Origin of the sequence: Poseidonocella sp. HB161398 (assembly GCF_005870025.1) — a bacterium.
In the GTDB taxonomy this organism is placed as follows: Bacteria; Pseudomonadota; Alphaproteobacteria; order Rhodobacterales; family Rhodobacteraceae; genus Mangrovicoccus.
Genome location: NZ_VATA01000043.1, coordinates 37,159 through 63,201 on the forward strand (window position 1 = coordinate 37,159; position 26,043 = coordinate 63,201).

The window sequence follows — 26,043 nt, forward strand, 5'->3', positions numbered from 1 at the left end:
GCCACAGATCGGACACAAGATGCGGAACCCGATATTCACACGCTTCAAGCGTCCGCCGCCCGAAGCGGCGGGAGAGGTCGTGCTGCCCGTCGTCTGGCTCCTCGGCAAGACCGGCGCGGGAAAGTCCTCCCTGATCTGCGCCCTGACCGGGAAATCCGATGCCGAGATCGGAAACGGCTTCAAGCCCTGCACGCGCTCGGCGCGCAGCTATGATTTCCCCGCCGGGGAACCGCTCCTGCGCTTTCTCGACACGCGTGGCCTGGGCGAGGCCGGCTATGATCCCGCCGAGGATATCGCGGCCTGCCAGGACCGCAGCCACGTGCTGCTGGCCGTCTGCCGGCTTGACGATCCCGTCCAGGGCGCGGTCGCCGATGCCCTATCGGACATCGTCCGGGCGGACGGGCGCAGGCGCGCCATCCTCGTGCTGACCGGCAGGGACCTCGTATCCGGCCACGATGCCCGCGATCGCGCGGAACGGACGATCTCTGCCCGGATGAACCGCGCCGCCGGACGGGAACTTCCCCGGGTCACGCTGTCGCTGGCGCCGGGCCTGGCCACCGATGCCGGCGGGCTCGATGCGCTGCGGCAGCAGCTGCTCGAAGTGCTTCCGCCGGTGGGCCTCGCGCTGGAGAAATCCCGCAGCGGCGACGCCGAACATCTCGAATTCCAGAAGCACAAGCGCTGTGTCCTGTCCTATGCCGGGGTGGCGCTGACAGGCGATCTCGCCCCGGTGGTCGGCATGGTCACGGTGCCCGCGACGCAGCTCAAGATGCTGCACGAGCTGGGGCAGCGCTATGGGGTGGCATGGGACCGCAAGGTCGGCGCGGCATTTCTCGGCACCATGGGGCTCAGCGTCGGTGCGCGCTATGCCGCGAATTTCGGCCTGCGCCAGCTGGCCAAGCTGGTCCCGGTCTACGGTCAGACCGTGGGAGCCGCCACCGCGGGCGCGATCAGCTTCGCCTCCACCTACGCGCTCGGCCGGGCCGCAGCCTATTTCCTGTTCGGCAGCGCGCATGGCAGGCCGCCGAGCGAAGAAGAGCTGCGCAGCGTCTACCAGCGCGCCTTCAGGAGGTCCTCGGATGAAGCTGGCTGAGCGCCTCCGCCCTGCCCTCCTTCGATGGGACCGGCTGCTCGCCGTGGCCGCCCTTGCGCTGCCCTTCCTGGCGGCGATGCTCGCCGGTTTCGCCTGGATGATCGAGCACGGCTGGCTCGTCGAATTCATCGTGGCCTCGATCTCGCTCGGCGGGCTGGTCGCGCTCATCCGCCTCCTGCGGATCTGGATGCGCAGCCGCGAGACCGCGCCCGCGCAGCGGCCCGGACAGTTGCACGCGCGGATCGATCCGTCATGGAGCGAGCGCGAGGCCGCCGCCTTCACGGCGGCGCAGGTCTTCATCCACGAGAAGACGGCGAGCCCCCTGCCATGGGAGGACCTGCAGCCCGTCGCGCAGGAAGTCGTGCGGCGGGTCGCGGCGGCCTCGGGCAAGGGCGACAAGGGAATGCTCGACTTCACCGTTCCAGAGGCCCTGCTGCTCATCGACCGCGTCGCGGTGCGCCTGCGCTCGGATATCCGCGACAAGGTTCCCTTTTCCGACAGCATCTCGCTGCGCACCCTGCTCTGGCTCTGGGACCGCCGCGACCTGGCCCGGAAGGTCACGAAGCATGGCTGGAACGCCTGGCGCGTGATCCGCGCGTTCAAGTCCCTGCCCACCGCCGTCCTGCGCGAGATCGAGGGGGCCATCGCCGAGGGCCATTCCTCCTTCATCACCGGCGAAGGCACCGGCATCCTGCAGGGGCTGCTGCTCGAGGAGGTCGCTGCCTCCGCCGTCGAACTCTATTCGGGACGGCTGCGCTTTTCGGATTCCGAGCTGCTCGATCTCGGCCTTGCCGCAAGCGATCTCGACCGGGCACGGCTGGCGGCCGGCGACATGCCGCTGCGCATCGCCGTCGCCGGCCAGATCAGCGCCGGCAAGTCGAGCCTCGTCAATGCGCTGCTCGGCGCCAGCCTGGCCGAAGTCGACGTGATCCCGACCACCGAGGCGCCGACGACCTATCCCGCCGATTTCGACGGGGTGGCGGCGATGCTGCTCGACATGCCGGGGCTCGACGGCTCGTCCCGGCTGGCCCGGAAGATCGCCGGGGAACTGGCACGCGCCGACCTCGTCATCTGGACCGTCCGCGCCAACCGTCCGGCGCGGGAGATCGACCGCGCCACCATCGCCATGCTGCGCGAGATCATCTCGGGCGACGCGCGCCGGCGGATGCCGCCGGTGGTGGTGGCCGTGTCCTGCATCGACGAGCTGCTTCCCGCCTGGCCCTTCCCCGAAGGCCACCTCCCCCCGGAGGCAATGGAACGCGTCACCGCGGTCGTCGCGGCCGTTCAACAGGACCTCGCCGACCCGGGCGTCACCGCCAGCACGATCCCCGTCGTGCTTGCCGAGCCCGACTGGAATATCGACCGCCTTCGGGCCCGCATCGACAGCCTCGTCGGCCCGGCGCTCGACACGCAGAGAAACCGGTTGCGGATCGAGGCCCGGACCAGCGGCGTGCGGAAGGAGGCAGGGCGCGCCGGGCGCGGCCTCCGCGGCGCGCTCTCGGCAATCGGTCGGAAATATGCGCAAGACGAAGGATCTGCAGACGGCGACGCCTAGCAGGGTGCCGGAAAAGCCCGTCCGGCGACAGAGTGCAGGGCAAGACCGGAAAATTTGTCCGGAATGCGGCTGTACGTGATCTTCTCTCGGGGATGCTTCAGCCGAATACGGAACAGTTTCCGCCCTGGCGACGCCTCAGAGCCATTTTTCTGCACCCTGCTAGGTGCTTCGTCCCGGGGCGTGGCGGTCTGCTGTTGTGTGACCATCGGAAGGATGCCCTACGGGACAGGTTCTTCACGGCAGCGCCACTGGCCCTCCCCCCTTTATCCGGGCCGGTTTGACCTGCAAACCTCCGGTTGGGGTTGAGTGCCGAGAGGTGGCGGCGAGACCGCGAGGCTCTCGGGAGCCGCAGCGCCGGTTCCCGGCGGCCAGCTCCTTCGAACGCTTCGCTGAAGCTGCGCCTGGCCTCGGTGTCGCGATATTGCGGTGTTGGTTTCCGTTGAGAACTGACCCGGGTTTTCCATCGAGAATTGACCCGCCTGCAGACTATGGTGCCCGGTTCATGCGGCGGTCAATGCCGGTCATTTCTCCTTCCTGGTTCTTGCCGCCTCGGAGCTGGCCTTGAAGCGGTAGCTGTCGTTGCCGGTCTCGAGGAACGAGCCATTGTCCGCCATTGGTCCGAGGAGTTGCCAGCGGATGCGCCATCGGTCCGAGCGCCGCTGGCGACGGCGAGTGCAGCGGTGGGTGAGCCGGTCGAGGAGCGCGGTGGTCATCTTGGCATCGCCGAACAGTGAGCCCGTGAAGGCGCCACTGGTTCGAGCCCACTGGCGAACGCCCATTCACTGAAGCTGAGGTTGGTCGTGATGATGACGCTGGTGCGCTCGTAGAGCTCGGCTCGAGCAGATGGAACAGCAGGGCGCCGCCGGTGGCGCTGATCGGCAGGTGTCCAAGCTCGTCCAGGATCACCAGATCTGCGCGCACGAGGGCCTCGGCGATTTTGCCCGTCTTGCCCTGCGCCTTCTCCTGCTCGAGCGTGTTGACGAGGTCGACTGTCGAGAAGAACCGGACCTTCTTGCGGTGGTGCTCCACCGCCTGGACGCCCAGTGCGGTCGCCACATGCGTCTTTCCCGTGCCGGGCCCGCCCCCTCTCGGGCATTGCTACGCAATACCCTGCCGGGCAGCGGATCAGGACGACATTGCGGGCGCCATCGAGGATCGAGCCAGCGTGTCGCCATCGGTCCGAGACCGCTGGCGAGGGCAGCGGTGGAGCTGTCGCACCAGCGCCTCGCCGATTTCGTCGTCCACCGGGCTCGGACCGATGGCGCCTCGATGGACGACCTTCGAAGCGGAACCCGGCCATGTCCTTGTCGGCCGGGAGTTCGCCACGATGCCGCCACCGGTCCGAGGCTCGTGGCGGACGCGGCCTTCATGTGGCAGGCGATGGAGCGGACCTCGCGTTCCGCGAGCTCTGCCTTGAGCAGCTGCGACAGGATCGGGGTTCAATCGTCGGGGAAACGATCCCCCGGATCGTTGCCTGATCCTCCTCATGCCTCGAAGGCTGGCGCGTCCTGGCTCATCAGGTCGTCCACCGGTCACGCCGGAGGCGTGCTTGCCGCACGACGCCATGCCGTACATCTTCAGGCTGCGCGAACCATGATGACAATCGCGCCGCTGGCCGGATCATGACGCATTGCGGCTCGCCTGCTCCCTGCCGCGCAGGCCGTCATAGCGCCCGACATCCGCCTTGGGCTCCTTCGACAGCGCCAGCGCCTCCGGAGGCGTGACCTCGGGCAGGCTGGGCGCGGTACCGGTCAGCCGGTGCAGGAGGTTCAGGACATGGGTCTTGGCAGGGACGCCTGCCTTCAGGGCCATTTCCACCGCGCGGAGCACGGCAGCCTCGTCGTGCTGCAGCACCAGGGCCAGGATATCGACCATCTCCCGGTCGCCGCCCGACCGCTTCAGCAGCTGATGCTGGAGGGTCCGGAAGGCGTCGGGCAATTCCGCGAAGGGAGCGTTCGCCATGGGTCTCGGACCGATGGCGACCACATGGCTCACTCCGGAGCGCGCCCGGGTTCCTCTGGATGACGGCGAGGTAATGCCGCCAGTCGTAGATCGTCCGGTTCGGCAGATGGTGGGAGCGCTGGATCACGGGCCTATGTCGCCCGGCGTGTCGCCGAGGGGAACTCGAAGCTCGAGGCATTGCGCAGCCTCAAGCGCTACATCGCCCGCGAAGTCTTCGCCATCCTCCGGAAGGGCAATGCCCGCATCAGCCAGTCCCAGATCGCGCCTTGGCTCTTAGAAGGGCATCAGCTGCAGCATCAGGCCGCCCTCAGGGCGCGGATGAATTTCGACAATGTGCCCTCGTCCAGGTCCGCCGGTACCTCCATCCGGACGTCCCCGAACGAAATGCAGATGCTTGCCGCCCGTCTGCGGGCTGCTTCCGCCTCGCGCAGGACGTCCGGCGCGGCCGCTCCGGCGTCCTCGACGATGACCTCGGCAAATCCGCCCGCCGGACGCCGGGCCGAGGCACGCCGCAGGCGTTCCTCATTGAGCCATTCGCGGACCAGGAAGTCATTGGCGCCGATCTCGCGCGCAAGCTCGGCGGGCGGCCGGTTCTCCTCCAGCATCCTCCGGGCGGCTTCGCGTTTCAACTCCGGGCGCCAGATATTGCGGCCGCCCTTGCTGCGCGCCACTCGGAAGCCCCAGACAGTTCTGCTCATCGATCATCGCATCCTGTTCAGTGTATCGGGCCTGGCGCGATGGCGCCACCGGATGGCGGCTGGCACAGAACGGCCCGGCACGCAGGATCCTATAGAAAAAGCCGACGCCTCCAATCGCAGTTCAGGGGATTGGACGCACCGCTTACGAACAAGCGTCCTGAAAGCGGATGGACTTGCCCATCCCTGAAGAAATCACCTGACCAGATCCGGACCGAATTCCTCCACGCCGAGGCCCTGGATTCCTTTTTCAGCAGCCTGCCAGGCGAGACGGGACAAGGCGACCGCGAAACGGCTTCCGGTCGTTCTTTTGAAACGGAGCGGCGTCGTCCCGAAGCGGATCGTCACCGGCTAGCTCCGCTCCTGCGACGCGGCGAAGCGCGAGGTTGCGCTCGGCTTCGGCCGCTGGCCGCACAAGGGCCTCAACAACCGGGCCGAAAACAGCCATCTGCGTTTACCGAAGCGGGAGCGCGCAATGCAGGGCTCCCGATCACCCGGCGCCCTGCAACCTGTCGTCTCCATCCACGCGGCCATCCGCAACTGCTTCTCCGTTCCGGTACGCCGCCGGAATGCGCTGGCCATCCGCTGCCACCGGATGGAAGCCTTCGATGCCTGGAAATAGGCAGCCGGCATCGCCTGAACCGAGCTGCGGGACCCGCGGGCCAACGCGCACAAGCTCGCGTGACAACTCCTGGAAAAATCCCGCAAAAAAGGGGCTGCCCACAAATGGCAACTCCCCGGGGGACGCGGCTCAGCCCAGAAGGTGCGGCGGAATGGTGGCGATGAAATCCGACAGATGGTCGCCGAGAAGCCGGACATGCTCGCTGGCGGCCACCATGGCGCGGTCGCTGTCCCCGGCATCTATCGCATCGATGATCCCGCGGTGCTCGCTGAGCGTCGCGCGCATCTTGCCCGGCTGGTAGGTGACCTGCCGCCGGTAGGGCGAGAGCCGCAGGCGCAACGCGATGGTCTGCGAGGCGAGGAAATGGGTGTGCGCCGCCTCGTAGAGCAGGTCGTGGAATTCCTCGTTGATCCGGTAGAAGGCATCCGGATCGCCCGCTTCGAAGGCAGCCTCCAGCCGTTCCTGGATCGCCAGCATCCCGGCTTTCTCCTCGCGCGAGGCGCGCCGGGCCGCCAGCCGCGCGCAGAGCCCTTCGAGCGCGGCCATCAGGTCGAACATCTCGATCAGCATCGGAATCGACAGCTGGGTCACGACCGTGCCCTGCCGCCCGCGGACCTCGACCAGCCCGGTCGCGACCAGTCCCTTGATCGCCTCGCGCACCGGCGTGCGCGACACCGAGAAGCGCGCCGCAATTTCGGTCTCGTCCAGCCGGTCGCCGGGCTTGAGCTCGCCCTCGACGATCAGCCGCTCCAGGTCCTGGCGGAGTTCCTCGGCGCGCGTCAACGGGCGGCGGGCCGGTTTCCCGGGACTTGTCTCGGCGATCTGTGACATGGGCTCTCCTCTCCCTCCGGCGGCAAGGATGCCGTCCGGGGCGGTGTCATGGTATATGCGGAAGGTCGGTTGCTGTATACTGGAATGGCGTTTCGGCATCGGTTTCAGCCAGTTCTGCCAATTCGGCGAGCAGGATCGGAAGCAGCAACGCCGGAGCTTCGATCTGCGGAAAATGCCCGGCGCCGTAGATCCGGCGCGGCACCTTGCCAAGGCAGGGCAGCGGGTCCTGCGCATGGGCCACCTCCACGGCGGCGGAGTTCAGCAGCCTGAGCGGACAGGAGAGGCCGGGCAGCCGCGCGGCGATGTCCCAGGCGAAGAGCGCGTCGCGCAGCTCCAGCAGGTCCGCCGGGCGGGCACGCAGGACCTCCGCGGCAATCGCATTGCATCGGGCTGCTCCGGTGGCGGGATTTGCGATGGCTGCCACCATGCGCCGGGTCGCTCCGGCAATGTCGGCACCGAAAGCGGCACGGCGGCGGGCGATCTCCAACGCATCGGAGCCGCCATAGAAGGTCCGGTCGGCCAATGTGTCGAGCCCGAGGAGCCCGCGCACGTGTCCATGGGCCGCCAGGGCGGCCTCGACCACCACCGGCCCGCCCATGGAATGGCCGAGGAGCACGGCCTCCCCGATGCCTGCCGCATCGAGAAGCGCGGCGACCCCCTGCCCCAGCGTGGCCATCGAGACCGAACCTTCCAGCGGATGGACCGGCCCGCCGGGCAGATCGGCGGCGAAGACCCGCCACTGCGCGACAAGACCCGGCAGCAGGGCCTGCCATTGCGCGGCCGAGCCGCCCCAGCCATGGACCAGCACCAGCGGCGGGCCGGAGCCCCCCGCCTCCGACAGGGTGAACCGCCCTGCCCGGCTGGAATGCTGCCATGTCACGCGGGCAGGCCCAGCTTGGCGCGCAGGGTGCCCGGCGCGTAGGCGGTCTTGTAGAACCCCCGCTCCTGCAGGATCGGCACCACGAGGTCGATGAAGTCGGTGAAGCCCTCCATCAGCCAGCCCGGCATGATGTTGAACCCGTCGGCGGCGCCAGTTTCGAACCACTCCTGCAGCGTGTCCGCCACCTGCTCGGCCGAACCGCAGAGCACCCAGTGGCCGCGCGCCGCCGCGACCAGCGCATAGAGGTCGCGCAGGGTCATGTTCTCGCGCTTGGCCTTCGACAGCATGGCACGGGCGAAGGCGTGATAGGCGTCGTTCTCGCCCAGATCCGGGATCGGCCCGTCGAGATCGGCGCCCGAGAGGTCGGTGTTGAACCGCTCCGACAGCATCCCCAGCGCCGTCTTGTCGTCGACGAAGCCCATCAGCCGCGCGAGCTTCTCCCGCGCCTCGGCCTCGGTCCGGCCGACGACCGGCATCACGCCGGGCAGAACGACCAGCTCCTCCGGCTTGCGGCCGTTCTTCTCCAGCCGCGCCTTCAGCCCCTTGTAGAAGGCGGCGGACTCGGCGCGGTCCTGGGTCACGGTGAAAACGACATCTGCATGTTTCGCCGCCAGCTCCTGTCCCGGTTCCGAACCGCCGGCCTGCAGGATCAGCGGCCGTCCCTGCGGGCTGCGCGGGATGTTGACCGGGCCCTTCACCTTGAAGAACGTGCCCTCGTGGTCGATCGGATGGATTTTCGCCGGGTCGAAATAGGCGCCGCTCTCGCGGTCCTTCGGCACGGCGTCCGGCTCCCAGGCCTCCCAGAGCTTGCGGACCACCTCGATGAATTCCGCCGACATCTCGTAGCGCCGGGCATGGTCTGGATGGGTGGTGCCGAAATTCGCCGCCGCCTGCGGGTTCGAGGTGGTCACCGAGTTCCAGGCTGCGCGGCCGCCCGAGATGTGGTCGAGCGAGGCGAAGGAGCGGGCAAGGCTCCAGGGATCGCCATAGGTGGTCGAGGCCGTGGCGCCGAGGCCGATATGCGAGGTCGACATCGCGATGGCCGACAGCAGCGTAAGCGGCTCCAGCCGCGAGCAGTAGGAGGGATGCGCGGACGGGTCGGCATTGAGGTTGTCGCCCATGAAGATCAGGTCGAAGAGCCCGCGCTCCGCCTCGCGGCAGATCGCCTGGACCTGGGACAGATCGGCAAAGTCGTCGCAGGCGCCGTCCATCCGCCAGCCCGAGATATGGCTGCCGGTGGCCATCAGGAAGAGGCCGAGGCGCATCTCGCGGCTCATGCCCGGTACCCCGCATCGACACGGTCGAGATCGCGCATCAGGGCCGGCCATTCGCGCTCGCCCGGGATCAGGATGTCGCCCTTGAGTTCCCAGAACTGGCGGGCGGCCTTCTCGCAGACCTCGTGCTCGGGGATCACCAGCCCGATGCCCGAGGCGCAGGCGGCCTGCATCTGCAGCTGGATCTTCGCGGCGCGCTCGAAATAGTAGAGCAGCATGAAGGCTTCGCCCGGCGTGCGCCCGACGGTCAGGATGCCGTGGTTGCGCATCAGCATCACCGGGTGGTCGCCCAGATGGGCGATGATGCGCTGCTGCTCGGCCTCGTCGATGGCCACGCCCTCGTATTCGTGGAATCCCTGCCGGTTGTAGAACCGCATCGCGAATTGCGTCAGGGGCAGCAGCCCGTCCGGCTGGCCCGAGACGGCGGTCGAGGCATCCGAATGGGTGTGCAGCACGCAATGCGCGTCCCCGCGCGCCTTGTGCACGGCGGCATGGATGACGAAGGCGGCCACGTTCACCGTATGCGGCGTGTCCTCGATGACATTGCCCGAGGTGTCGATCTTGACCAGCGAAGACGCGGTGATCTCGCTGAAGAGATGGCCGTAGGGATTGATCAGGAACTGGTCCGTGGTCCCCGGCACGCGCATCGAGATGTGGTTGTAGATCAGGTCGTCCAGCCCCAGCTTCGCCACCATGCGGTAGGCGGCGGCGAGGCTGATCCGTGCGTCCCATTCCTCGTCGGAATAGCGGTCGGGCTTGGGATAGTCGGTCATTTCAGGTCCCTTTTGAGGTCTTGCGGGAATGTCTCAGCCCTTGATGCCGCTCATCGCCATGCCCTGCGTGAAGTATTTCTGCAGCAGGAGGAACAGCAGGATCAGGGGAAGCGTGGCGACGGTGGCACCGGCGAAGGTCTCGCCCCAGTTGGGCAGCTGCGTGGGCGACCCCTGCTGGGCGATGGCGACCTGGATCACCTGCGCATCCGGGCTCTGCGCGATGACGAGCGGCCAGAGGAAGCTGTTCCAGGAAAAGAGGAAGGTGACGAGCCCCAGCGTCAGCAGCGGCACCTTGACGTTGGGCAGGATCACCGAAACGAAGATGCGCACATGCCCGGCGCCGTCGATGCGGGCCGCGTCCTCGAGGTCGCGCGGCAGCTCCTCGAAGGCCTGCTTCAAGAGGAACAGCCCGAAGGGCGAGGCGATCCAGGGGATCATGATGCCCGTGAGCGTGTTCGACAGGCCCAGGCCGGAAACCACCTGGTAGAGCGGCACCAGCAGCGCCTCCACCGGCAGCAGGAAGGTCAGCAGGATCAGCACGAAGACCGCCTTTGCGCCGCGGAACGTGATGCGGGTCAGCGCATAGGCCGCCATCGAGCACAGCAGCAGCGTCAGCGCCACCTGCCCGGCCGCGACGATCGCGGTGTTCAGGAGCGCGTGCAGGATGTTTGTGCGGGCGAAGAGCGAGCGGTAGTTTTCCGCCACCGGGTCCAGCGGCAGGAAGGTCCGCCAGCTGATCGGCGTCACGTCGGAGAAGATGCCGAGCTGCGGCTTGAAGCTGTTCGACACGATCCACAGGAAGGGCGCGAAGAAGCAGACGAGGATCAGCGCCAGCACGGCGGCCAGAAGGAGGGGCTTGCGGAAACGGGTCATCAGTAGTTCCACCTTGCGCGCAGGAGCCACATCTGCAGGAGCGAAATGCCCAGCACGATGACCAGCAGCAGCACCGACAGCGCCGAGGCATAGCCTGCGTTCTGCATGACGAAGGCGGTCTTGTAGATGTGGTAGACGATCAGGTTGGTGCTGTCCTGCGGCCCCCCGTCGGTCATCAGGAAGGCGGGCGCGAAGGCCTGCAGCGAGAAGACCGTCATGATCACCACGACGAAAAGCGTGGTCCGCGACAGCAGCGGAATGGTGATGTTCCACAGCACCTGGCGCGCGGTCGCGCCGTCGATGCGGGCGGCCTCGGCCAGCTCCTTCGGCACGCCCTGAAGCCCGCCGAGGAACAGGATCGCGGCGAAGCCCACCTGCTGCCAGGCGGTCATGACCGCGATCATGACGAGCGCCTGGTCGGGAGACGTGAGGAAGGGCTGGCGCGGCAGGCCCATGGCGGTGACGACGCCGTTGATCAGCCCGTTCGACGGGTCGAGCAGGAAGTTCCACATGGTGGCGACGACCACGGCAGAGGTGACGACGGGCAGCATGATGATGGTACGCACGATGCCGCGCGCGGGCAGCTTGCTATCGAGGAACAGCGCCAGCACGAAGCCGAGCGGAATGACGATCGCCACGACGCCGAGGGCGAAGAGGAAGGTCGCGGCCAGGCTCTCGCGGGCATCGTCGAAATACAGCATGTCCGAGAAGTTCAGGAGCCCGACGAATTTCGCGGCGTCCGGGTTCAGCAGCGAATAGTCCATGAAGGCGTTCTTCGCCATCATCGCCAGCGGGACGTACTGGAATAGCAGGAGCAGGAACAGGAAGGGCGCGAGGAAGGCATAGGCCACGCGCGCGTCCCGCTTCTGCCGCGGCGTGCGGCGTGCCCTCGCGGCGGCAACTGTACCTTGGGCGTCGATCGCGGTCATGGAAACTCCGGGAAAGGGGCCGGGCCGCCCGCGGGAGGCCCGGCAAGGGGGATCAGGTCAGCGGCGCATCGCGCGGGCGACCTCGCGCTCGGCATCGGCCATCGCTTCCTCGGGATCGCCGCCGAAGGCGACCGAGCGGATGGCATCGGTCACGATGCGGTCATACTGGGCGAAATACGGGCTCGGCGGGCGCGGCTGGCCCCACTGCTCCAGCTGGTCGGTGAAGACCTTCATCGGATAGTCCTGGTAGGCCGGGAAGCGCGGGAAGAGCGATTTCAGCGTCGGCAAGTTGCCGCGCTGGCTGACATTCATGTAGGCGTATTCGCCCCATTCCATGTCCACCGCGAATTGCGCCGCGATCTCGGGATGCTTCGAGCGCGCGGTGACGCCGATGGTGGTCGAGCCGGTATGCACGACGGGCGTCTTGAAATACGGGACCGGGGTGATGCCCCAGTCGATCACCGGATCCTTCAGGAGCGCGTTCCCGGCCGCGGGCGTGTCGATGTAGAAGCAGGCCTTGCCGTCGAAGAAGGCGTTGGGGATCCCGGCCTTCGGCGCGACGCCCTCCTCGTTGAAGAGGCTGCGGTAGAAGGTCAGTGCCTCGATCGCCTCGGGCGTGTCGAGATAGCCCTCGACCGTCGAGCCGTCCGGCGCCATTGCCCAGAAGGTCTTGTAGGCGGAGCTGTCGGGATCGGCGTCCGGATCGCCCGCCGAGCGCTGGTAGATCAGATCCTGGTAGACCAGGCCCGGCTGGCCGTTGCCGAAGCGGGTCGGCCCCAGCCCCCAGACCTCCGGCGCGCCCGGCTCGCCCTGCTGGCAGGCCTTGAACGCCTCCAGCGCCTCCGGCCAGGTCCAGGCCTCGTCCAGCGTCTGCGGCGGCTCGATCCCGGCAGCATCGGTCAGCGCCTTGTTGTAGTACATCGCGACCGTGGTCTGCTCGATGCCCGGGGAATAGACCTCGCCCTCGTAGCTGTGCTCGGCCTTGGTGGCGGGCAGGATGTCTTCGTCCCAGCCTTCCGGCAGGTATTTCGTCACCGGCAGCAGAATGCCGGCCTTGGCATAGGACTGGGTGTTCGGCCCGTCATAGACCAGGATGTCGGGCGGGTCGTCCGAGGCCGCCTGGACCGAGATCGTGTCGCCGAGCTGGGCGAAGGGCACCTCGTTGATCTCGAAGGAGACGCAGGGATGCTCCTTCTGCCAGGCCTCCATCGGCGCCGGATAGGGATAGTTGCCGGGGGTGCGCAGGATGCGCAGCGTCACCGGCTCGCCGTCGCAGGCGGCCTCCTGCGCAAGCGCGGGCAGGGCGGCAAGCGCGCTGCCCCCGAGCAGGGTGGCGAACAGCACTCGTTTCATCGTCAAATCCTTCCTGTCGGGGTCTTCTTCTTGGCGTTCAGACGGCGCGGCCCGAATCCGCGTCGAAAAGCGAAAGCCGCGCCGGATCGGCCGATAGATGGACCGGCTGCCCGGCCCGCGGCGCGCGGGCGGGCTCCATCAGCGCGGCGCAGTCCTGACCGGCATGGGAGAAATGCACCAGCGAGGTCGCGCCCAGATGCTCGACCATCGTCGCCGTGGCATGGAAGGCGGCGTCCTCCGGCGCGGCCGCGGCGAAAGCCTCGGGCCGGATGCCGGCATCAAGGCGCCGCCCCTCGGGAAGCGGACGGCCGGACGGCAGCGGGAGAACCGCGCCCCCGCCGAGATCCAGCGCCCCGTTCCGCACCGTGGCGGCAAGGAAGTTCATCTGCGGCGAGCCGAGGAAGCCCGCCACGAAGCGCGTCGCGGGGCGGTCATACAGTTCCTGCGGGCTGCCCTGCTGCTCGATCCTGCCGTCCTTCAGCACAACCACCCGGTCGGCAAGCGTCATCGCCTCGACCTGGTCATGGGTGACATAGATCGTCGTTGCCGACAGCCGGTCGTGGATGCGCCGGATCTCGGCGCGCATCTGGCCGCGCAGCTGGGCGTCGAGGTTGCTGAGCGGCTCGTCGAACAGGAACACCTCCGGCTCGCGCACGATGGCGCGGCCCATGGCGACGCGCTGGCGCTGCCCGCCCGAAAGCGCCTTCGGGTGGCGGTCGAGATGACCCGACAGGCCCAGCGTCTCCGCCGCGCCCTCGACCCGCCGCCGGATCTCGGCGCGCGGCAGCTTGGCCAGGCGCAGCCCGAAGCTCATGTTCTGCGCCACCGTCATGTGCGGGTAGAGCGCGTAGTTCTGGAACACCATGGCGATGCCGCGCTCGCGCGGTTCCAGCCCGTCAACGCGGCGGCCGCCGATGCGGATCTCGCCCGCCGTCGGTTCCTCCAGACCGGCGATCATCCGCAGCGTCGTCGACTTGCCGCAGCCCGAGGGGCCGACCAGCACGAGGAACTCTCCGTCCTGCACGTCGAGATCGAGACCGGCAATCGTGTTGGCGCCGGCCCCTTCATAGGTCTTGCCGATGCCTGCAAGGCTCACCTGGGCCATGGGGCTCCTTTCCTTCCGCAGCTTTCGCGGATTCGGCCGCCGGGGCATCCGTGCCGCCGGGATCGACTCGAAAGCACATGGATTCTGCGCATCCGTAAATATGTATTCTGCATGCACAGCGTGATTTTGTGTACGCATTTTTCCAATTGATCAGTTTTCCAGCAAAATACCTGCACACGACATGAGTGTTTGCCGTTTTTTCCGGCACCCTCATACTGGCTTGGGGTTGAGTGCCAAATTTCGCTGCATTTCGCACGGTCCGGTGAAATCATCGGTTTACAGGATGCAGGCTCTGTGTATGCAGAAAGCAACTTTATGCATCCAATCGGAGACGTCGATGAAACTGGACCTGACCGGCAAGAGCGCCCTGATCACGGGAGCCTCCAAGGGCATCGGATACAGCTGCGCCAAGACGCTTGCGGCAGAGGGCTGCAACCTGCATCTCGCCGCCCGCAACGGCGAGGCCCTGGCGGCGCTGAAGGCGGAGATCGAGGCCGAGCACGACGTCACCGTCACCATCCACCCGGCCGATCTGGGCTCTGCCGAGGCGATGATCGCGCTCGATGCCGCGGCCGGCGACTACGACATCCTGATCAACAACGCGGGCGACATCCCGGCCGGCCCGCTGGACGAGGTCACCGACGAGGCGATCCGCACCGGCTTCGAGCTGAAGGTCTTCGGCTACATCACCCTGTCGCGGCTGTTCTTCGCCAAGCGCAAGGGCAAGCCGGACAGCGTCATCATCAACGTCATCGGCAATTCCGGCGAGAACTGGGACGCCTCCTATTTCGCGGGCTCGACCGGCAACGCCTCGCTGATGTCCTTCACCAAGGCGATCGGCGGCCGTTCGCTGGATGACGGCATCCGCGTCGTGGGCGTCAACCCGGGCCCGGTGGATACCGACCGCATGCTGAAGATCATGAAGCGCAAGGCGATCGACATGCTGGGCGACGAGAGCCGCTGGGAAGAGCTTTACGCCAAATACCCCGGCAAGCGCCCCGCCACCGCACAGGAAGTCGCCGATCTCTGCACCTTCCTGGCCTCGCCGAAAGCGGGCTACATCACCGGCACCGTGGTCACTATCGACGGCGGCATCGCGGCACGGGGCTCTGTGATCTGATGGCCGACCTCTCCGTCCGCAACCGGTATTTCGACGACCTCTTCTCCACGCCGGACCTGGCGTGGATGGGACAGAACACCAACCACATCCCGGCCCATCCGGCGGTGACGGCGGCGATGACCGCTTCCATCGAGGCCGGAGAGTTCAACGCCTACGCCCCGCCGCTGGGCTTCGAGGAGCTGCGCGCCGCCATCGTCGCGGATGTCGGCGTCCCGGGGCTGGAGGCGCTGGTGACCGAGGGCGGCGTCAACGCGCTGTCCCTGATCTGCCGCGCACGGGCAAAGCCGGGCACGACGCTGGTCACCACCGATCCGACCTGGAAATGGCCCTGCCAGTTCGCCGAGCAGCAAGGCGCCGAGGTCGTGCAGACGCCGATCTACGGGCCGGAGACCGGCTACAAGCTGACCCCGGAGCTCCTGCGCGCCCATATCGACGGGCGCTGCGCCATCCTCTACCTGGTCGACCCCAACAACCCGCTGGGCGTGACCTACACGGCCGGGGAAATCGCCGAATTCGCCGCCATCGCGAAGGAATTCGGCGCGCTGCTGGTGCATGACTGCACGTATCGCGACTTCGCCGAAGCGCATACGCCGGCGGTCTCCGTGGATGCAGACAACGCCGTGTGCACGCTCTCCTTCTCCAAGTGGCTGGGACTTGCCGGCATGCGCATCGGCGCGCTCGTGGGCAACCCGGCGCTGATCGCCGAACTGGCCGCGGTCTCGACCTCGGTGCTGGGCGGCAACGTGGTGGCACAGCGCGGCGCCATCGCCGGGCTGAAGGTCAAGGCCGAGTGGATGGACACCGTCCGCCGCATCGACCTGGCCAACAAGGAGAAGATCAAGGCCGCCGCCGAAGCCATCGGCATGTCCGTCCCGGTCTGGCCGTCGCACGGCAACTTCATCATCGTCGAGACCGCGGGCGTGCGCCCCGAGGCGATCGTCGAGGCCGCGCGGCTGGACGGGGTGATGATCCGCCAGGGCGCGTATCACACCGCCGCCTTCGGCGACCGCTTCATCAAGGTGTCGACCACGGTCCCCAAAGCCTGGGCCGACAAGCTTGCCGCCAATTTCGCAGCCTATGTCGAGACGGCCAAGGGCCTGACCGACGTGCCTGCATTGTTCTGAGGAGACGCCGGATGTACGCAACCGCGAAGGACGGCACCAAGATCTACTACGAGACGGCGGGCGAAACCGGCACGCCGATCCTGTTCATCCACGAATTCGGCGGCAACTACGACGCGTGGGAGCCGCAGATGAGCCATTTCGCGCGCCGCCACCGCTGCATCACCTATGCCGCGCGCGGCTATGCGCCCTCGGACATCCCCGCCGACATGGAGATGTATTCCCAGGCCATCGCCGTCGATGACGCCATCGCGGTGCTGGACGATCTGGGCATCGAAAAGGCACATATCGTCGGGCTGTCGATGGGCGGCTTTGCCACCGTGCATTTCGGGCTGAGCTATCCCGAACGCGCGCTGTCCCTGACCGTCGCCGGCGCCGGCTATGGCTGCGAGAAGGAGACCGAGGAGTATTTCCGCGGCGTCTCTCTGACCGTGGCCGACAAGTTCGAGGCGGACCCGGCCGGCTTCGCCGAGGTCTACGGACGCGGCGCCAGCCGGGTGCAGTTCGAGAACAAGGACCCGCGCGGGCATCTGGACTTCGTCGCCCGCCTCGCGCGCCACGACAAGGTCGGCGCGGCGAACACGATGCGCGGCGTCCAGGCCCGGCGGCCGTCCTTCTGGGATCTGGAAGACAAGCTCAAGGCCTGCACCCTGCCGACGCTGGTCATGGTCGGCGACGAGGACGACCACTGCCTGCAGCCGGGCATCTACCTGAAGAAGACCATGCCCGCCTCGGGCCTGCTGATCCTGCCGAGGACCGGCCACACGCTGAACCTGGAGGAGCCGGTGCTGTTCAACCTGCACCTCGCCGAGTTCATCGCCCAGGCCGAAGCCGGTGCCTGGGGGCTGCGCGATCCGCGCGCCAACCCCGCCCAGGTCATGCGGACGGACTGAGCCATGGATGACCTCCCCCGGATCGACGGCGGCAGGCTCTGGTCGCGGCTGATGGAGATGGCCGCGATCGGCGCCCTGCCCGATGGCAAGGGCGTCAACCGCCAGGCGCTCTCCGCCGAGGACCGCGATGCGATGCGCAAGCTGATCGGCTGGGGGCAGGCCATCGGGCTGGCACCGGGTTTCGACACCGCCGGGAACCTGTTCCTGGAGATGGCGGGGCAGACGCAGGGCGCGCCGGTACTGATCGGCTCGCATCTCGACAGCCAGCCGACCGGCGGCCGCTTCGACGGGGTCTTCGGCGTGCTGGCAGCCTTCGAGGCACTGGAAACGCTGCATGACGCGGGCATCGTCCCGCCGCGCCCCGTGACACTCGTCGCCTGGATGAACGAGGAAGGCAGCCGCTTCGCGCCCGGCATGATGGGCTCGGAGGTCTTCGCCGGGACCCGCAGCCTCGCCGATATCCGCGCCACGGCGGATGCCGGGGGCGTCACGGCGGGTGCGGAGCTGGACCTACTGGCGGAAAGCTTCCCGGATGTGCCTTGCCGCGCGCCGGGCTTCGCGCTCCACGCCTATGTCGAGCCGCATATCGAGCAGGCCGACCTGCTGGAAACCACCGGCATGGTGATCGGAGCGGTCTCGGGCATCCAGGGCAAGAAGACCTACGACCTCACCCTGACGGGCCGCGAGGCCCATGCCGGGACCGAACCCATGGAGCGCCGCCAGGATGCGGTGCAGGCCTTCGCCCGGATCGCCGCTGCCATGCAGTCTGCCGCGCTGGCGGCGGGACCCGATATCCGCTTCACCATCGGCCGGGTCGAGGTGCTGCCCAATGCGCCCTCGGTCGTGCCCGCCGAGGTCCGGTTCCGCATCGACCTGCGCCATCCGGAAAATGCCGTGCTCGACGCCACCGGCCTGGCGCTGGAAGCCGCCGCACGGGACGGGGCCGCGCCCTGCCAGGTTGCCGTCCGCCGCATGGTCGACGCGCCTGCCAACGATTTCTCGCCCGCGCTTCGCGCCGCCATCCGCGAGAGCGCGGCCGCCCATGGCATTCCCGCGGCCGACCTGCTTTCCGCCGCCGGGCATGACGCGCGCCACATGGCGCCGCTCTGCCCCTCGGCGATGATCTTCATCCCCTGCCGCGGCGGGCTGAGCCACCATCCCGACGAATGGGCCGAGCCCGCCCATGTCGCAGCCGGCGCCCAGGTCCTGCTGGACGTCTGCCTCCGCGCCGCCTCTTCCGATCAAGGAGATCTGACATGACGATCAACGATATGGCCGAAATGCCGGTCCAGCATCCGCGCGCGCCCAAGACAGGGGCCGAAGCGCGGGGCCGCTATTTCAACTCCGGCAACGCCTTCAACATCAAGCTGCCCCCGGTGCCGCCGCGCATCCTGCGCGACGAGCCCGCGCAGGCGCTGGCCAAGAACGAAACCGGCTGGGTGCTCTGCGATCTCTCCGCCGAGCTCGGCTGCCCCTTCCCCGCCACCACGCCGCTGATGCTGGCGCGCTATGCCACCGTGCTGGCGGGCGACGGCCTCGATGTGACGCTGACCTGCACCGCCTCGATCTGGTACGTCATCGAAGGCACCGCCAGGATCATCGTCGGCGGCGAGACGGCGGAGCTCGGCAAGGGCGACGTCTTCCTGCTGCCCGGCGGGGTGGAGAGCCGCATCGAGGCGTCGGAAACCGCCGTGTTCTGGGCGGTGGGCAACGATCCGCAGCTTGCCTTCGAGAAGGCCGCGCCGATCACCGGCGAGGAGGCTGCGACCGGCTTCGTGCACTACCCGGCCGACGAGATCACCCATCAGCTCGACGTGGTCTATGGCCGCGACGCGAATGACGGCACCTCCGGCCATGCGCTGATCTTCTCGGCCGAGCCGACCGAAGCCAGCCGCAATATCGCGCCGACCCTGACGCTGTCTCTGAACACGCTGAAACCGCACAGCTTCCAGCCGCCGCACAAGCACAATTCGGCGGCGCTGACCCTCGCCGTGGCAGGCGATCCGGCCTATTCGATGGTCGGGGACCTGAAATGCGACTGGTCGCCCTGGGCGACGCTGCTGACGCCTCCGGCCGAGAAGCACAGCCACCACAATGACGGCGACACCCGTGCCGAGTTCCTGATCGTGCAGGATGGCGGGTTCTACTACCACGCGCGCACCATGGGGTTCGAGTTCTACTGATGCGGCTGATCATCGACACTGACACGGCAGGCGACGACTGCTTCTCGCTGCTCCTGGCGATGAAGAGCCCGGGCGTGACGCTGGAGGCCGTGACGATCTGCAACGGCAATGTCGATTTCGACCAGCAGGCCGAGAACGCGCTGGCCACGATCGAGGCGGCGGGGATGTCCGGCGAGGTGCCAGTCTATCTGGGCGCGCGGAAACCGCTGCTGGCAGACTGGGAGCCCGCGCAGATGCACGGTGCCGACGGCATGAGCGGCGCGGGGTTTCCCCCCGCCCGCCAGCGCCCGGAGACGCAGCACGCGGTCGATGCGCTGATCGAGCGGATCATGGCGGCCCCCGGCGAGATCGAGATGATCGCCCAGGCGCCGCTGACCAACCTCGCGCTCGCCGTGACCAAGGAGCCGCGCATCGCGAAGGCGCTGAAGCACCTCTGGATCATGGGCGGCACCGACAATTCGGTCGGCAATGTCACGCCCTGCGCCGAGTTCAACTTCTACATCGACCCCGAGGCGGCCGCGATCGTGTTCCGCGCGGGGTTCGAGATCACTCTTTCCACCTGGACGCTGACGCTGAAAAGCGCGGTCTTCGACGGCGATCAGCTCGCCCGGCTCGACGCGCTCGGCACGCCGCTGTCCGAGTTCCACGCCAAGGTGTCGAAGACGCCCCGCGCGGTGGCGAAGGAACGCTACGGCCGCGTGATCTGCACCTATCCCGACACGCTGACCTGCGCCTGCGCGATCAACCCGGACCTGATCACCGCCGCCCGCGGCGCCGTGGTGCGGATCGAGACCGGCGGCACCATCGCCCGCGGCTTCTCGGCGGTGCATCCCGCCAAGCTGGGCGCGCGCTGGCCCGGATACGCCGAGAACGCGCGCGTGATCGAGACCGCGGACAATGTCGCATTCTTCTCGATGGTGGAGGCCGCCCTCTCATGATGACCCGACCCCAGACCGATTTCACCGCCGCGGAGGCAGCCATGACCGACACCGCCGAGCCGATCCTCGACCTGCGCACCCTGTCCAAGACCTTCGGCGAGGTGAAGGCGCTCAACGGCGTCGACCTGAAGGTTCAGCCGGGCGAATTCGTCACCGTCGTCGGCCCCTCGGGCTGCGGCAAGTCCACGCTCTTCAACATCGTCTCGGGGCTGGAAGAACCCGACAGCGGCTCGGTCCTGCGCTTCGAGGGCCGTTCGGTCATGGCGCGCGACCTCCTGGGCAAGGTGTCCTTCATGCCGCAGCGCGACCTGCTGCTCGCGTGGCGCAACGTCATCGACAACGCCATCCTGCCCTTGGAGATCGAGGGCGCCAACCGCGCCGAAGCCCGCCGCGAGGCCGAGAGGATGCTGCCGGAATTCGGACTTGCCGGCTTTGCCAAGCAGTACCCCCACGAGCTGTCGGGCGGCATGCGCCAGCGGGTGGCGCTGATGCGCACCTTCATGTTCAAGCGCGACCTGATGCTGCTCGACGAGCCCTTCGGCGCGCTCGACGCTCTGACCCGGGCGATGATGCAGCGCTGGCTGCTGGATGTCTGGTCCGAGCACCGCCGCACCGTCCTCTTCATCACCCATGACGTCGACGAGGCGATCTTCCTCGGCGACCGCGTGCTGGTGATGACCGCGCGCCCCGGCGCGATCAAGCTGGAGCGCAAGGTCGACCTGCCGCGGCCGCGCGGCGCCGATCTCGTCACCTCCCCCGAATTCATCGCTCTCAAGCGCGACCTGCTAGACGCGATCGAGGAAGAGAGCATGAAGACCTTCGGCCCGAACGCGCATTGAGGCCGCATCAGAGCCCGGGCGAACCGGGCCTTCCCATCAACACGGAGACTCCCATGAAAAGACGTTCCTTCCTCTCCACACTCGGCGCCGTCGCCTCTGCCGCCATGATCGGTGCGCCCGCCATGGCCGAGGACCTCGAGAAGGTCTCGCTGCGGCTCAAGTGGCTGCCCCAGGCGCAGTTTGTCGGCTTCTACATGGCGAAGGCCAAGGGCTACTATGCCGACGAGGGCCTCGACCTGACGATCAACCCGGGCGGCCCGAACCTGCTGACCGAGAACCTCGTCGCGACCGGATCGGACACGTTCGGCCTGTCGGGCGGCACCGACTCCGTCTTCGCGGCGATCGAGAAGGGCCTGCCGATCACCTGCATCGGCATCGCCCACCAGGAAACGCCCTTCGTCTTCGTCTCCAAGGCCGACGGCCCGGTGCAGGAACTGGCGGATTTCCAGGACGCCTCGATCACCACCTGGTTCACCGGCGCGAACTACGTACTCTACGCGATGCTGGCCGCGAACGGGCTGGACCGCTCGACGATGAACATCCAGCCGCAGCAGGTTTCGGTCACGCCCTTCGTCGACGGGCAGGTCGATGTCGTCACCGCGACGCGCTACAACGAATACTACACGCTGATGACCCGCGTCGGCGAGGAGAACCTCAAGCGCTTCGTCCCCGAGGATTTCGGCGTCTCCTTCCCGCGCGACACGCTGATCGTCGGCAATGACTGGGCCGCCGAGCATCCCGAGCTGGTGCAGGGCTTCGTGCGCGCTTCGGTCAAGGGCTGGCTCGACACCTTCGCCGACAAGGGCGCCGCGATCGACCTGATCCTGAAGGAGGCCCCGACCCTCGACCGCGCCCACCAGGAATTCATGCTCGACGAGATCGAGAAGATCATGATGGCCGGCGCCGCGGCGACCGACGGGCTCTTCGCCATCGACATGGACGCGGTCGGCAAGGCCCACCAGATCATGGTCGACTACGAGGTTCTGGAAGGTCCGATCGACCTCGGGAAGGCCTTCGACAGCCAGTATGTCGACGCCATCCCGGCGGCGGAGCGCCTGCCGAAATGACGGCAGTCCCGGCACCCGCGGGGTCTTTCCCCGCTGCACGGCGCTTCGGCGCCGTGCTCCCCCTGCTCCGCGGCGTGCTGGCGCTGGCGGCGGTGCTGGCCGCGGTCGAGCTGATCGTCATCGCGCTCGGCATCCGCCCCTATGTCCTGCCGCGCCCCTCGGCCGTGTTCGAGGCCATCCTGCGCACCCCCGCGGCCTATCGCGACGCGATCATCCGCACCGGGCTGGAAACGCTCTACGGCTTCGCGGCCGGGGCGCTCTTCGGCATCGGCATCGGCATCGCCTTCTCGCGCCTGCGCTTCCTGCGCGAGACCGTCTTCCCGATCTTCATCGTGTCCCAGACCATCCCGGTGATCGCCTTCGGCGCGCTGGTCGTCATGTGGTTCGGCAACACGATCCTGGCGAAATCCGTAATCGTCTTCTACCTGACCTTCTTTCCGGTGACCGTGAACACGCTGCTGGGCATGCGTGCCGTCGACCAGAAGCAGGTGCAGCTGCTGAAGAGCTTCGGCGCCTCCGAGGGCGAGATCCTGCGCAAGCTGCGCTTCCCGACCGCGCTGCCGCATATCTTCGTCGCGCTGCGCATCTCCTCGGCGCTCGGCCTGGCCGGCGCGGTCGTCGGAGAGTGGTTCGGCGACACGACCGGGCTCGGCGTCCTGCTGCTGCAGGGCATGTATGCCGAGAACATGGTCGCGATCTGGGCCAGCGTCTTCTGCTCCGCGCTTCTCGGCGTGGCGCTCTTCTCCGCCATCGGCTTCGCCGAGCGGCGCATCGTGTTCTGGGGAGGCAGCGACGCATGAGCACCGATCCCATGGCCCCGTCCCGCCATGCGCTGGCGCGCGGCATCTTCGGCGGCGTGGCACTGTTCCTGGTCTGGGAACTCGTCGCCCGCGGCTTCGACCTGCCGAGCTACATCCTTCCGGCCGTCTCCGAGATCGTCGCCCGCATCTGGACCGCCCGCGCCGCCTTGGGCAATGCCGCCGCCTACACGCTGGGCGAGTCCGTCGCGGGCTACCTGCTGGGCGGCGCGATCGGCGTCGGCCTGGCGCTCTGCGTGACGCTGGTGCCGCCGCTGCGCAAGGTGATCGTGCCCGCGGCGACCGCGGTGAACTCGGTCCCGGTCGTGGCCTTCTCGCCGCTGATCCTGCTGTGGTTCGGCATGGGCATGACCTCGAAGATCGTCATGGTCGCCGTGGCGGTCAGCTTCACCATGTTCGTCTCGGCGCTGGCCGGCTTCGACCGCGTCGACGAGCGCAGCGTCAACCTGATGCGCAGCTTCGGCGCCAGCCGCGCCGCCATCCTGTGGAAGCTGCGCCTGCCGACCGCACTTCCGCTGGTCCTGTCGGGGATGCGGCTGTCGACCGTGCGCAGCCTGATCGTCGCCATCGTGACCGAAATGCTCGGCGCCTATGGCGGGCTCGGCTGGGTGATCTACCAGGCCGTGGTCGTGATCGACTTCGTGCAGGTCTGGGCGGCGATCTTCATCGCCTCGCTTGCCAGCCTCGCCTTCTTCGGCCTGGTGTCGTGGATGGAGCGCCGTCTGGTCTTCTGGCGCTGAGCGCTTTGCAGCCCGTTTCCGGAGGGCCGCGGCACACCCCGCCGCGGCCCTCCGCCGTTCAGGCAATGCGTGGCTGCGGACCCGCATGATTGCAGTATTGTCTGATCGCATACCTTCTTGGAGACACACGTGCAGATCGTCAACTATCCCGGCCACCCGCCGGTGTCCCGCCCGTTCGGCCCGGCACCCCTGACCCCGGCGCTGCGCCGCGGCGACTGGGTCATGACCTCCGGCAAGGTCGGCATCGATCCCGGCACCGCGCAGATCGCGGACCCGGGCTTCGCCGAGCAACCACGCCAGGCCTTCCGCAACAGCCGCGCGCTGCTGTCCAATGCCGGGATGGAGGTGTCCGACGCGATGAAGGTCACGGTCCCTCTCGCCCGCGCCGAGGATTCCGTCGCGCTGAACGACATCAACCGCAGCTACTTCTCCGAACCCTGCCGCTCCTCCCTGATGGTGGCGCGGCCGCCTGCCAGCCTGCTGATCGAAGCCGAGGCGACGGCCTGTCGTCCGGGGGCGGGCGCATGACCCGGCTGCACGTCCTGAATGCGCCGGGCGCGCTGACCTTCGACGAGGACGCGCTGCGGAGGCGGCTGGCGGAGGCGGGCGGATTGGACGTCACGATCTCGCACGATCTCGCGCGCCTGGCCGACGAGATCGGGGAAGCGGAGATCCTCTATACCAACACCAAGACCGACCTCGGCACGCTGCGCGCCCGCGCGCCGGCGCTGAAATGGGTGCAGATCATTTCGGCCGGGGTCGAGACGCTGCTTCCGACGCTGCCCGCCGACCTGATCCTCACCAATGCCTCGGGCGTCCATGCCGAAAAGGGCGGGGAATTCGTGCTGGCCTCGGTACTCCTGCTGAACTACCGCATCCCGGCCTTTCAGGAACGGCAGCGGCGCCACGAATGGGTGCAGGATTTCGTCCGGCCGCTCCGCGGCAAGCGCGCCGTCGTGCTGGGCTCGGGCGCCATCGGCGGCGAGGCGATCCGCCTGCTTGCCGGCCGCGGCATGGAGGTGATCGCCGTCAACCGCTCGGGCCGCGCGGCCGAGGGCGCGGCATCGACCGTCACGATCGAAGAGCTCGACGAGGTGCTGGCAAGGGCGTCGGTGCTGGTCTCGGCTCTGCCCGCCACCGGCGGCACCGAAGGGCTGATCGACGCGCGGCGGCTGGCGCTCCTGCCCGCAGGCACAGGCGTGGTCAGCGTCGGCCGCGCGGCCGTGTTCGATCATGACGCGCTCTGCGCGGCGCTCCATTCGGGGCATCTGGGCGGCGCCGTGCTGGATGTGTTTCCGGTCGAGCCGATCCCCGCCGACGATCCGACATGGGGCGTGCCCGGGCTGGTGGTCACGCCGCATTGCAGCGTGGACGACAATAAAGGCTATCTCGACCGCTGCACCGACATCTTCCTGCAGAACCTCGCCGCGCGGCGCGCGGGCGAGCCGATGCCGACCCGGGTCGATCCGGCGGCCGGGTACTGAACCCGCGCGGGGGCTGCGGCCCCCGCCGCATGCGCCTCGGCGCACCGGGTATTTCCCGGTGATCGCCGGATCCGGCTCCGAGGGCAGCAGCGCATGGCCGTCCTCGAATTTCACCGGATTGCTTGCCAGCTTGCGCGCGATCCCGTTCGGCTCGACGCAGTAGTCCATCACCAGCGCGTCTTGGATCGCGCAGGGGAAATGCAGCGAGGCGGCGGGGCTGATGTCGGTGGTGACGTTGTGGCTGCGCACTTTCCGCCCGCGCGAGGCGGCGAAATCTGCCACCCGGATCGCCTGGATGAACCCGTGCAGCGTCAGGTCATCTGCACGATGTCCACTCCGCCCTCGTCGATCAGCCGCTCGACCTGCGCGACCGAACTGGCCCCCTCGCCCGCTGCAAGTGGCTGGGACATGGACTGCGGCAGGCGGCCATAGCCCCGGATGTCCTCCGGGTGCAGCGGCTCCTCGATCCAGAACCGCTTGCAGGGCTCCAGCAGGTCGGCACGCCGCATCGCCGTCCGCGAGCCCAAGGCATGGCCGGCATCCAGCAAGAAATCTCCGTCATTGCCGATGGCAGAGCGGATCGCCTCGACCTAGGTGATGTCGGTCTTCCTGTCGTGGCCAATGGGGTCCCAGCGGAATTTGACGCCGGTATGGCCTTCGTCCACCGCCGCCTCGGCGCGCCACCGCGTCTTCCACCGAGAACCGGAACATGTACGAGACGCAGACCGGCATCCGGTCGCGCAGCGCGCCGCCCGGCAGCGTGACGATTGAACTGATGCGGTGGATGCCCCCATCCAACGGCATCTCGCATGCCATGATGGTTCCATCGGAACCGAACGGAGGGCACGTCAATGACGACGACGATCAGCATGCTGGCAATCGACCTGGCGAAGGG

26 protein-coding genes and 3 pseudogenes are annotated in these 26,043 nt (G+C 67.9%); 15 read left to right on the top strand and 14 right to left on the bottom strand.

All coding sequences use genetic code 11. The features are described 5' to 3' along the window. Positions 1-79 precede the first annotated feature (79 nt). Positions 80-1,093 carry a YcjF family protein gene (locus FGX59_RS25660; RefSeq protein WP_240722710.1) on the top strand — a complete coding sequence of 338 codons (1,014 nt, stop codon included), beginning with the start codon at positions 80-82 and terminating at the stop codon, positions 1,091-1,093. Continuing rightward, on the top strand, positions 1,080-2,648 hold the full coding sequence (locus FGX59_RS39475) for a GTPase (protein ID WP_171060828.1): 1,569 nt from the start codon (positions 1,080-1,082) through the stop codon (positions 2,646-2,648). The genes FGX59_RS25660 and FGX59_RS39475 overlap by 14 nt, the downstream gene beginning before the upstream one ends. Positions 2,649-3,169: 521 nt before the next feature. Here FGX59_RS39475 and FGX59_RS39815 read toward each other — a convergent pair. From FGX59_RS39815 to FGX59_RS25720, 12 genes and pseudogenes are all read right to left on the bottom strand, one after another. Next, positions 3,170-4,081, bottom strand: a pseudogene (locus FGX59_RS39815) (ATP-binding protein); the annotation flags it as partial. Positions 4,082-4,268: 187 nt separating this feature from the next. Next, positions 4,269-4,746 (bottom strand): annotated as a pseudogene (locus FGX59_RS25675) (IS21 family transposase); the annotation flags it as partial. A 160-nt stretch (positions 4,747-4,906) separates the two neighbouring features. Further along, entirely contained in the window at positions 4,907-5,308 is a 402-nt protein-coding gene (locus tag FGX59_RS25680) for a hypothetical protein (RefSeq protein WP_138469980.1), read from the bottom strand. 192 nt (positions 5,309-5,500) lie between these two features. Beyond that, a complete protein-coding gene (locus tag FGX59_RS37785) occupies positions 5,501-5,653 on the bottom strand; it encodes a hypothetical protein (RefSeq protein WP_171060829.1) in 153 nt (50 codons plus the stop codon). A 403-nt stretch (positions 5,654-6,056) separates the two neighbouring features. Further along, entirely contained in the window at positions 6,057-6,758 is a 702-nt protein-coding gene (locus FGX59_RS25685) for a GntR family transcriptional regulator (protein WP_138469981.1), read from the bottom strand. A 46-nt stretch (positions 6,759-6,804) separates the two neighbouring features. After that, positions 6,805-7,638: an alpha/beta fold hydrolase gene (locus tag FGX59_RS25690; RefSeq protein WP_171060830.1), complete on the bottom strand. Its 834-nt coding sequence runs from the start codon at positions 7,636-7,638 to the stop codon at positions 6,805-6,807. Beyond that, on the bottom strand, positions 7,635-8,915 hold the full coding sequence (locus FGX59_RS25695) for an LLM class flavin-dependent oxidoreductase (RefSeq protein ID WP_138469983.1): 1,281 nt from the start codon (positions 8,913-8,915) through the stop codon (positions 7,635-7,637). Before FGX59_RS25695 ends, FGX59_RS25690 begins: the two co-directional genes overlap by 4 nt. Then, the gene (locus FGX59_RS25700; RefSeq protein ID WP_138469984.1) at positions 8,912-9,685 is read right to left on the bottom strand and encodes a class II aldolase/adducin family protein; all 774 of its coding nucleotides are present in this window, start codon (positions 9,683-9,685) and stop codon (positions 8,912-8,914) included. The genes FGX59_RS25695 and FGX59_RS25700 overlap by 4 nt, the downstream gene beginning before the upstream one ends. Positions 9,686-9,718: 33 nt before the next feature. After that, on the bottom strand, positions 9,719-10,558 hold the full coding sequence (locus FGX59_RS25705) for a carbohydrate ABC transporter permease (protein ID WP_138469985.1): 840 nt from the start codon (positions 10,556-10,558) through the stop codon (positions 9,719-9,721). Continuing rightward, a complete protein-coding gene (locus tag FGX59_RS25710) occupies positions 10,558-11,487 on the bottom strand; it encodes a carbohydrate ABC transporter permease (RefSeq protein ID WP_138469986.1) in 930 nt (309 codons plus the stop codon). The genes FGX59_RS25705 and FGX59_RS25710 overlap by 1 nt, the downstream gene beginning before the upstream one ends. 57 nt (positions 11,488-11,544) lie before the next feature. Further along, entirely contained in the window at positions 11,545-12,840 is a 1,296-nt protein-coding gene (locus tag FGX59_RS25715; protein WP_138469987.1) for an extracellular solute-binding protein, read from the bottom strand. 37 nt (positions 12,841-12,877) lie between these two features. Further along, positions 12,878-13,945, bottom strand: coding sequence for an ABC transporter ATP-binding protein (locus tag FGX59_RS25720; protein ID WP_138469988.1), 1,068 nt, complete (start codon positions 13,943-13,945; stop codon positions 12,878-12,880). Positions 13,946-14,282: 337 nt separating this feature from the next. Here FGX59_RS25720 and FGX59_RS25725 point away from each other — a divergent pair, with 337 nt between their 5' ends. From FGX59_RS25725 to FGX59_RS25780, 12 genes are all read left to right on the top strand, one after another. Then, on the top strand, positions 14,283-15,065 hold the full coding sequence (locus FGX59_RS25725) for an SDR family oxidoreductase (RefSeq protein WP_138469989.1): 783 nt from the start codon (positions 14,283-14,285) through the stop codon (positions 15,063-15,065). Further along, positions 15,065-16,189: a pyridoxal phosphate-dependent aminotransferase gene (locus FGX59_RS25730; protein ID WP_138469990.1), complete on the top strand. Its 1,125-nt coding sequence runs from the start codon at positions 15,065-15,067 to the stop codon at positions 16,187-16,189. The genes FGX59_RS25725 and FGX59_RS25730 overlap by 1 nt, the downstream gene beginning before the upstream one ends. A gap of 11 nt (positions 16,190-16,200) precedes the next feature. After that, complete coding sequence (locus FGX59_RS25735; RefSeq protein ID WP_138469991.1) at positions 16,201-17,079, top strand: alpha/beta fold hydrolase; 879 nt, start codon at positions 16,201-16,203, stop codon at positions 17,077-17,079. 3 nt (positions 17,080-17,082) lie between these two features. Further along, a complete protein-coding gene (locus FGX59_RS25740) occupies positions 17,083-18,339 on the top strand; it encodes a hydantoinase/carbamoylase family amidase (RefSeq protein ID WP_138469992.1) in 1,257 nt (418 codons plus the stop codon). After that, positions 18,336-19,262 carry a cupin domain-containing protein gene (locus tag FGX59_RS25745; protein WP_171060831.1) on the top strand — a complete coding sequence of 309 codons (927 nt, stop codon included), beginning with the start codon at positions 18,336-18,338 and terminating at the stop codon, positions 19,260-19,262. Before FGX59_RS25740 ends, FGX59_RS25745 begins: the two co-directional genes overlap by 4 nt. Further along, complete coding sequence (locus tag FGX59_RS25750; RefSeq protein ID WP_138469994.1) at positions 19,262-20,200, top strand: nucleoside hydrolase; 939 nt, start codon at positions 19,262-19,264, stop codon at positions 20,198-20,200. Before FGX59_RS25745 ends, FGX59_RS25750 begins: the two co-directional genes overlap by 1 nt. Positions 20,201-20,241: 41 nt before the next feature. After that, the gene (locus tag FGX59_RS25755) at positions 20,242-21,039 is read left to right on the top strand and encodes an ABC transporter ATP-binding protein (RefSeq protein ID WP_171060832.1); all 798 of its coding nucleotides are present in this window, start codon (positions 20,242-20,244) and stop codon (positions 21,037-21,039) included. Between the two features lie 53 nt (positions 21,040-21,092). Continuing rightward, positions 21,093-22,106 carry an ABC transporter substrate-binding protein gene (locus FGX59_RS25760; RefSeq protein WP_138469996.1) on the top strand — a complete coding sequence of 338 codons (1,014 nt, stop codon included), beginning with the start codon at positions 21,093-21,095 and terminating at the stop codon, positions 22,104-22,106. A gap of 53 nt (positions 22,107-22,159) precedes the next feature. Next, positions 22,160-22,906 (top strand): ABC transporter permease, encoded by a 747-nt coding sequence (locus FGX59_RS25765; RefSeq protein ID WP_206078434.1) that lies wholly within the window; start codon positions 22,160-22,162, stop codon positions 22,904-22,906. Further along, a complete protein-coding gene (locus tag FGX59_RS25770; protein WP_138469998.1) occupies positions 22,903-23,664 on the top strand; it encodes an ABC transporter permease in 762 nt (253 codons plus the stop codon). Before FGX59_RS25765 ends, FGX59_RS25770 begins: the two co-directional genes overlap by 4 nt. Positions 23,665-23,793: 129 nt before the next feature. After that, the gene (locus tag FGX59_RS25775) at positions 23,794-24,192 is read left to right on the top strand and encodes a RidA family protein (RefSeq protein WP_138469999.1); all 399 of its coding nucleotides are present in this window, start codon (positions 23,794-23,796) and stop codon (positions 24,190-24,192) included. After that, positions 24,189-25,148, top strand: a complete 960-nt coding sequence (locus tag FGX59_RS25780) for a D-2-hydroxyacid dehydrogenase (RefSeq protein ID WP_138470000.1) — start codon at positions 24,189-24,191, stop codon at positions 25,146-25,148. Before FGX59_RS25775 ends, FGX59_RS25780 begins: the two co-directional genes overlap by 4 nt. A gap of 84 nt (positions 25,149-25,232) precedes the next feature. Here FGX59_RS25780 and FGX59_RS39820 read toward each other — a convergent pair. Both FGX59_RS39820 and FGX59_RS39365 read right to left on the bottom strand, forming a co-directional pair. Further along, positions 25,233-25,463 (bottom strand): annotated as a pseudogene (locus FGX59_RS39820) (enolase C-terminal domain-like protein); the annotation flags it as partial. Continuing rightward, positions 25,460-25,729: an enolase C-terminal domain-like protein gene (locus tag FGX59_RS39365; protein ID WP_255471643.1), complete on the bottom strand. Its 270-nt coding sequence runs from the start codon at positions 25,727-25,729 to the stop codon at positions 25,460-25,462. The gene FGX59_RS39365 and the pseudogene FGX59_RS39820, both read right to left, overlap by 4 nt. A 128-nt stretch (positions 25,730-25,857) precedes the next feature. Here FGX59_RS39365 and FGX59_RS25790 point away from each other — a divergent pair. After that, positions 25,858-26,043: hypothetical protein (locus FGX59_RS25790; protein WP_138470001.1), on the top strand; the 186-nt coding region annotated here is incomplete at its 3' end.

Coding starts and splice junctions, on each gene's coding strand:
- FGX59_RS25680 (WP_138469980.1), bottom strand. CDS start 5,308: ATGAGCAGAACTGTCTGGGGCTTCCGAGTGGCGCGCAGCAAGGGCGGC.
- FGX59_RS25740 (WP_138469992.1), top strand. CDS start 17,083: ATGGATGACCTCCCCCGGATCGACGGCGGCAGGCTCTGGTCGCGGCTG.
- FGX59_RS25700 (WP_138469984.1), bottom strand. CDS start 9,685: ATGACCGACTATCCCAAGCCCGACCGCTATTCCGACGAGGAATGGGAC.
- FGX59_RS25735 (WP_138469991.1), top strand. CDS start 16,201: ATGTACGCAACCGCGAAGGACGGCACCAAGATCTACTACGAGACGGCG.
- FGX59_RS25715 (WP_138469987.1), bottom strand. CDS start 12,840: ATGAAACGAGTGCTGTTCGCCACCCTGCTCGGGGGCAGCGCGCTTGCC.
- FGX59_RS25725 (WP_138469989.1), top strand. CDS start 14,283: ATGAAACTGGACCTGACCGGCAAGAGCGCCCTGATCACGGGAGCCTCC.
- FGX59_RS39475 (WP_171060828.1), top strand. CDS start 1,080: ATGAAGCTGGCTGAGCGCCTCCGCCCTGCCCTCCTTCGATGGGACCGG.
- FGX59_RS25755 (WP_171060832.1), top strand. CDS start 20,242: ATGACCGACACCGCCGAGCCGATCCTCGACCTGCGCACCCTGTCCAAG.
- FGX59_RS25745 (WP_171060831.1), top strand. CDS start 18,336: ATGACGATCAACGATATGGCCGAAATGCCGGTCCAGCATCCGCGCGCG.
- FGX59_RS25730 (WP_138469990.1), top strand. CDS start 15,065: ATGGCCGACCTCTCCGTCCGCAACCGGTATTTCGACGACCTCTTCTCC.
- FGX59_RS25750 (WP_138469994.1), top strand. CDS start 19,262: ATGCGGCTGATCATCGACACTGACACGGCAGGCGACGACTGCTTCTCG.
- FGX59_RS25770 (WP_138469998.1), top strand. CDS start 22,903: ATGAGCACCGATCCCATGGCCCCGTCCCGCCATGCGCTGGCGCGCGGC.
- FGX59_RS25710 (WP_138469986.1), bottom strand. CDS start 11,487: ATGACCGCGATCGACGCCCAAGGTACAGTTGCCGCCGCGAGGGCACGC.
- FGX59_RS25780 (WP_138470000.1), top strand. CDS start 24,189: ATGACCCGGCTGCACGTCCTGAATGCGCCGGGCGCGCTGACCTTCGAC.
- FGX59_RS25760 (WP_138469996.1), top strand. CDS start 21,093: ATGAAAAGACGTTCCTTCCTCTCCACACTCGGCGCCGTCGCCTCTGCC.
- FGX59_RS25705 (WP_138469985.1), bottom strand. CDS start 10,558: ATGACCCGTTTCCGCAAGCCCCTCCTTCTGGCCGCCGTGCTGGCGCTG.
- FGX59_RS25685 (WP_138469981.1), bottom strand. CDS start 6,758: ATGTCACAGATCGCCGAGACAAGTCCCGGGAAACCGGCCCGCCGCCCG.
- FGX59_RS25720 (WP_138469988.1), bottom strand. CDS start 13,945: ATGGCCCAGGTGAGCCTTGCAGGCATCGGCAAGACCTATGAAGGGGCC.
- FGX59_RS25695 (WP_138469983.1), bottom strand. CDS start 8,915: ATGAGCCGCGAGATGCGCCTCGGCCTCTTCCTGATGGCCACCGGCAGC.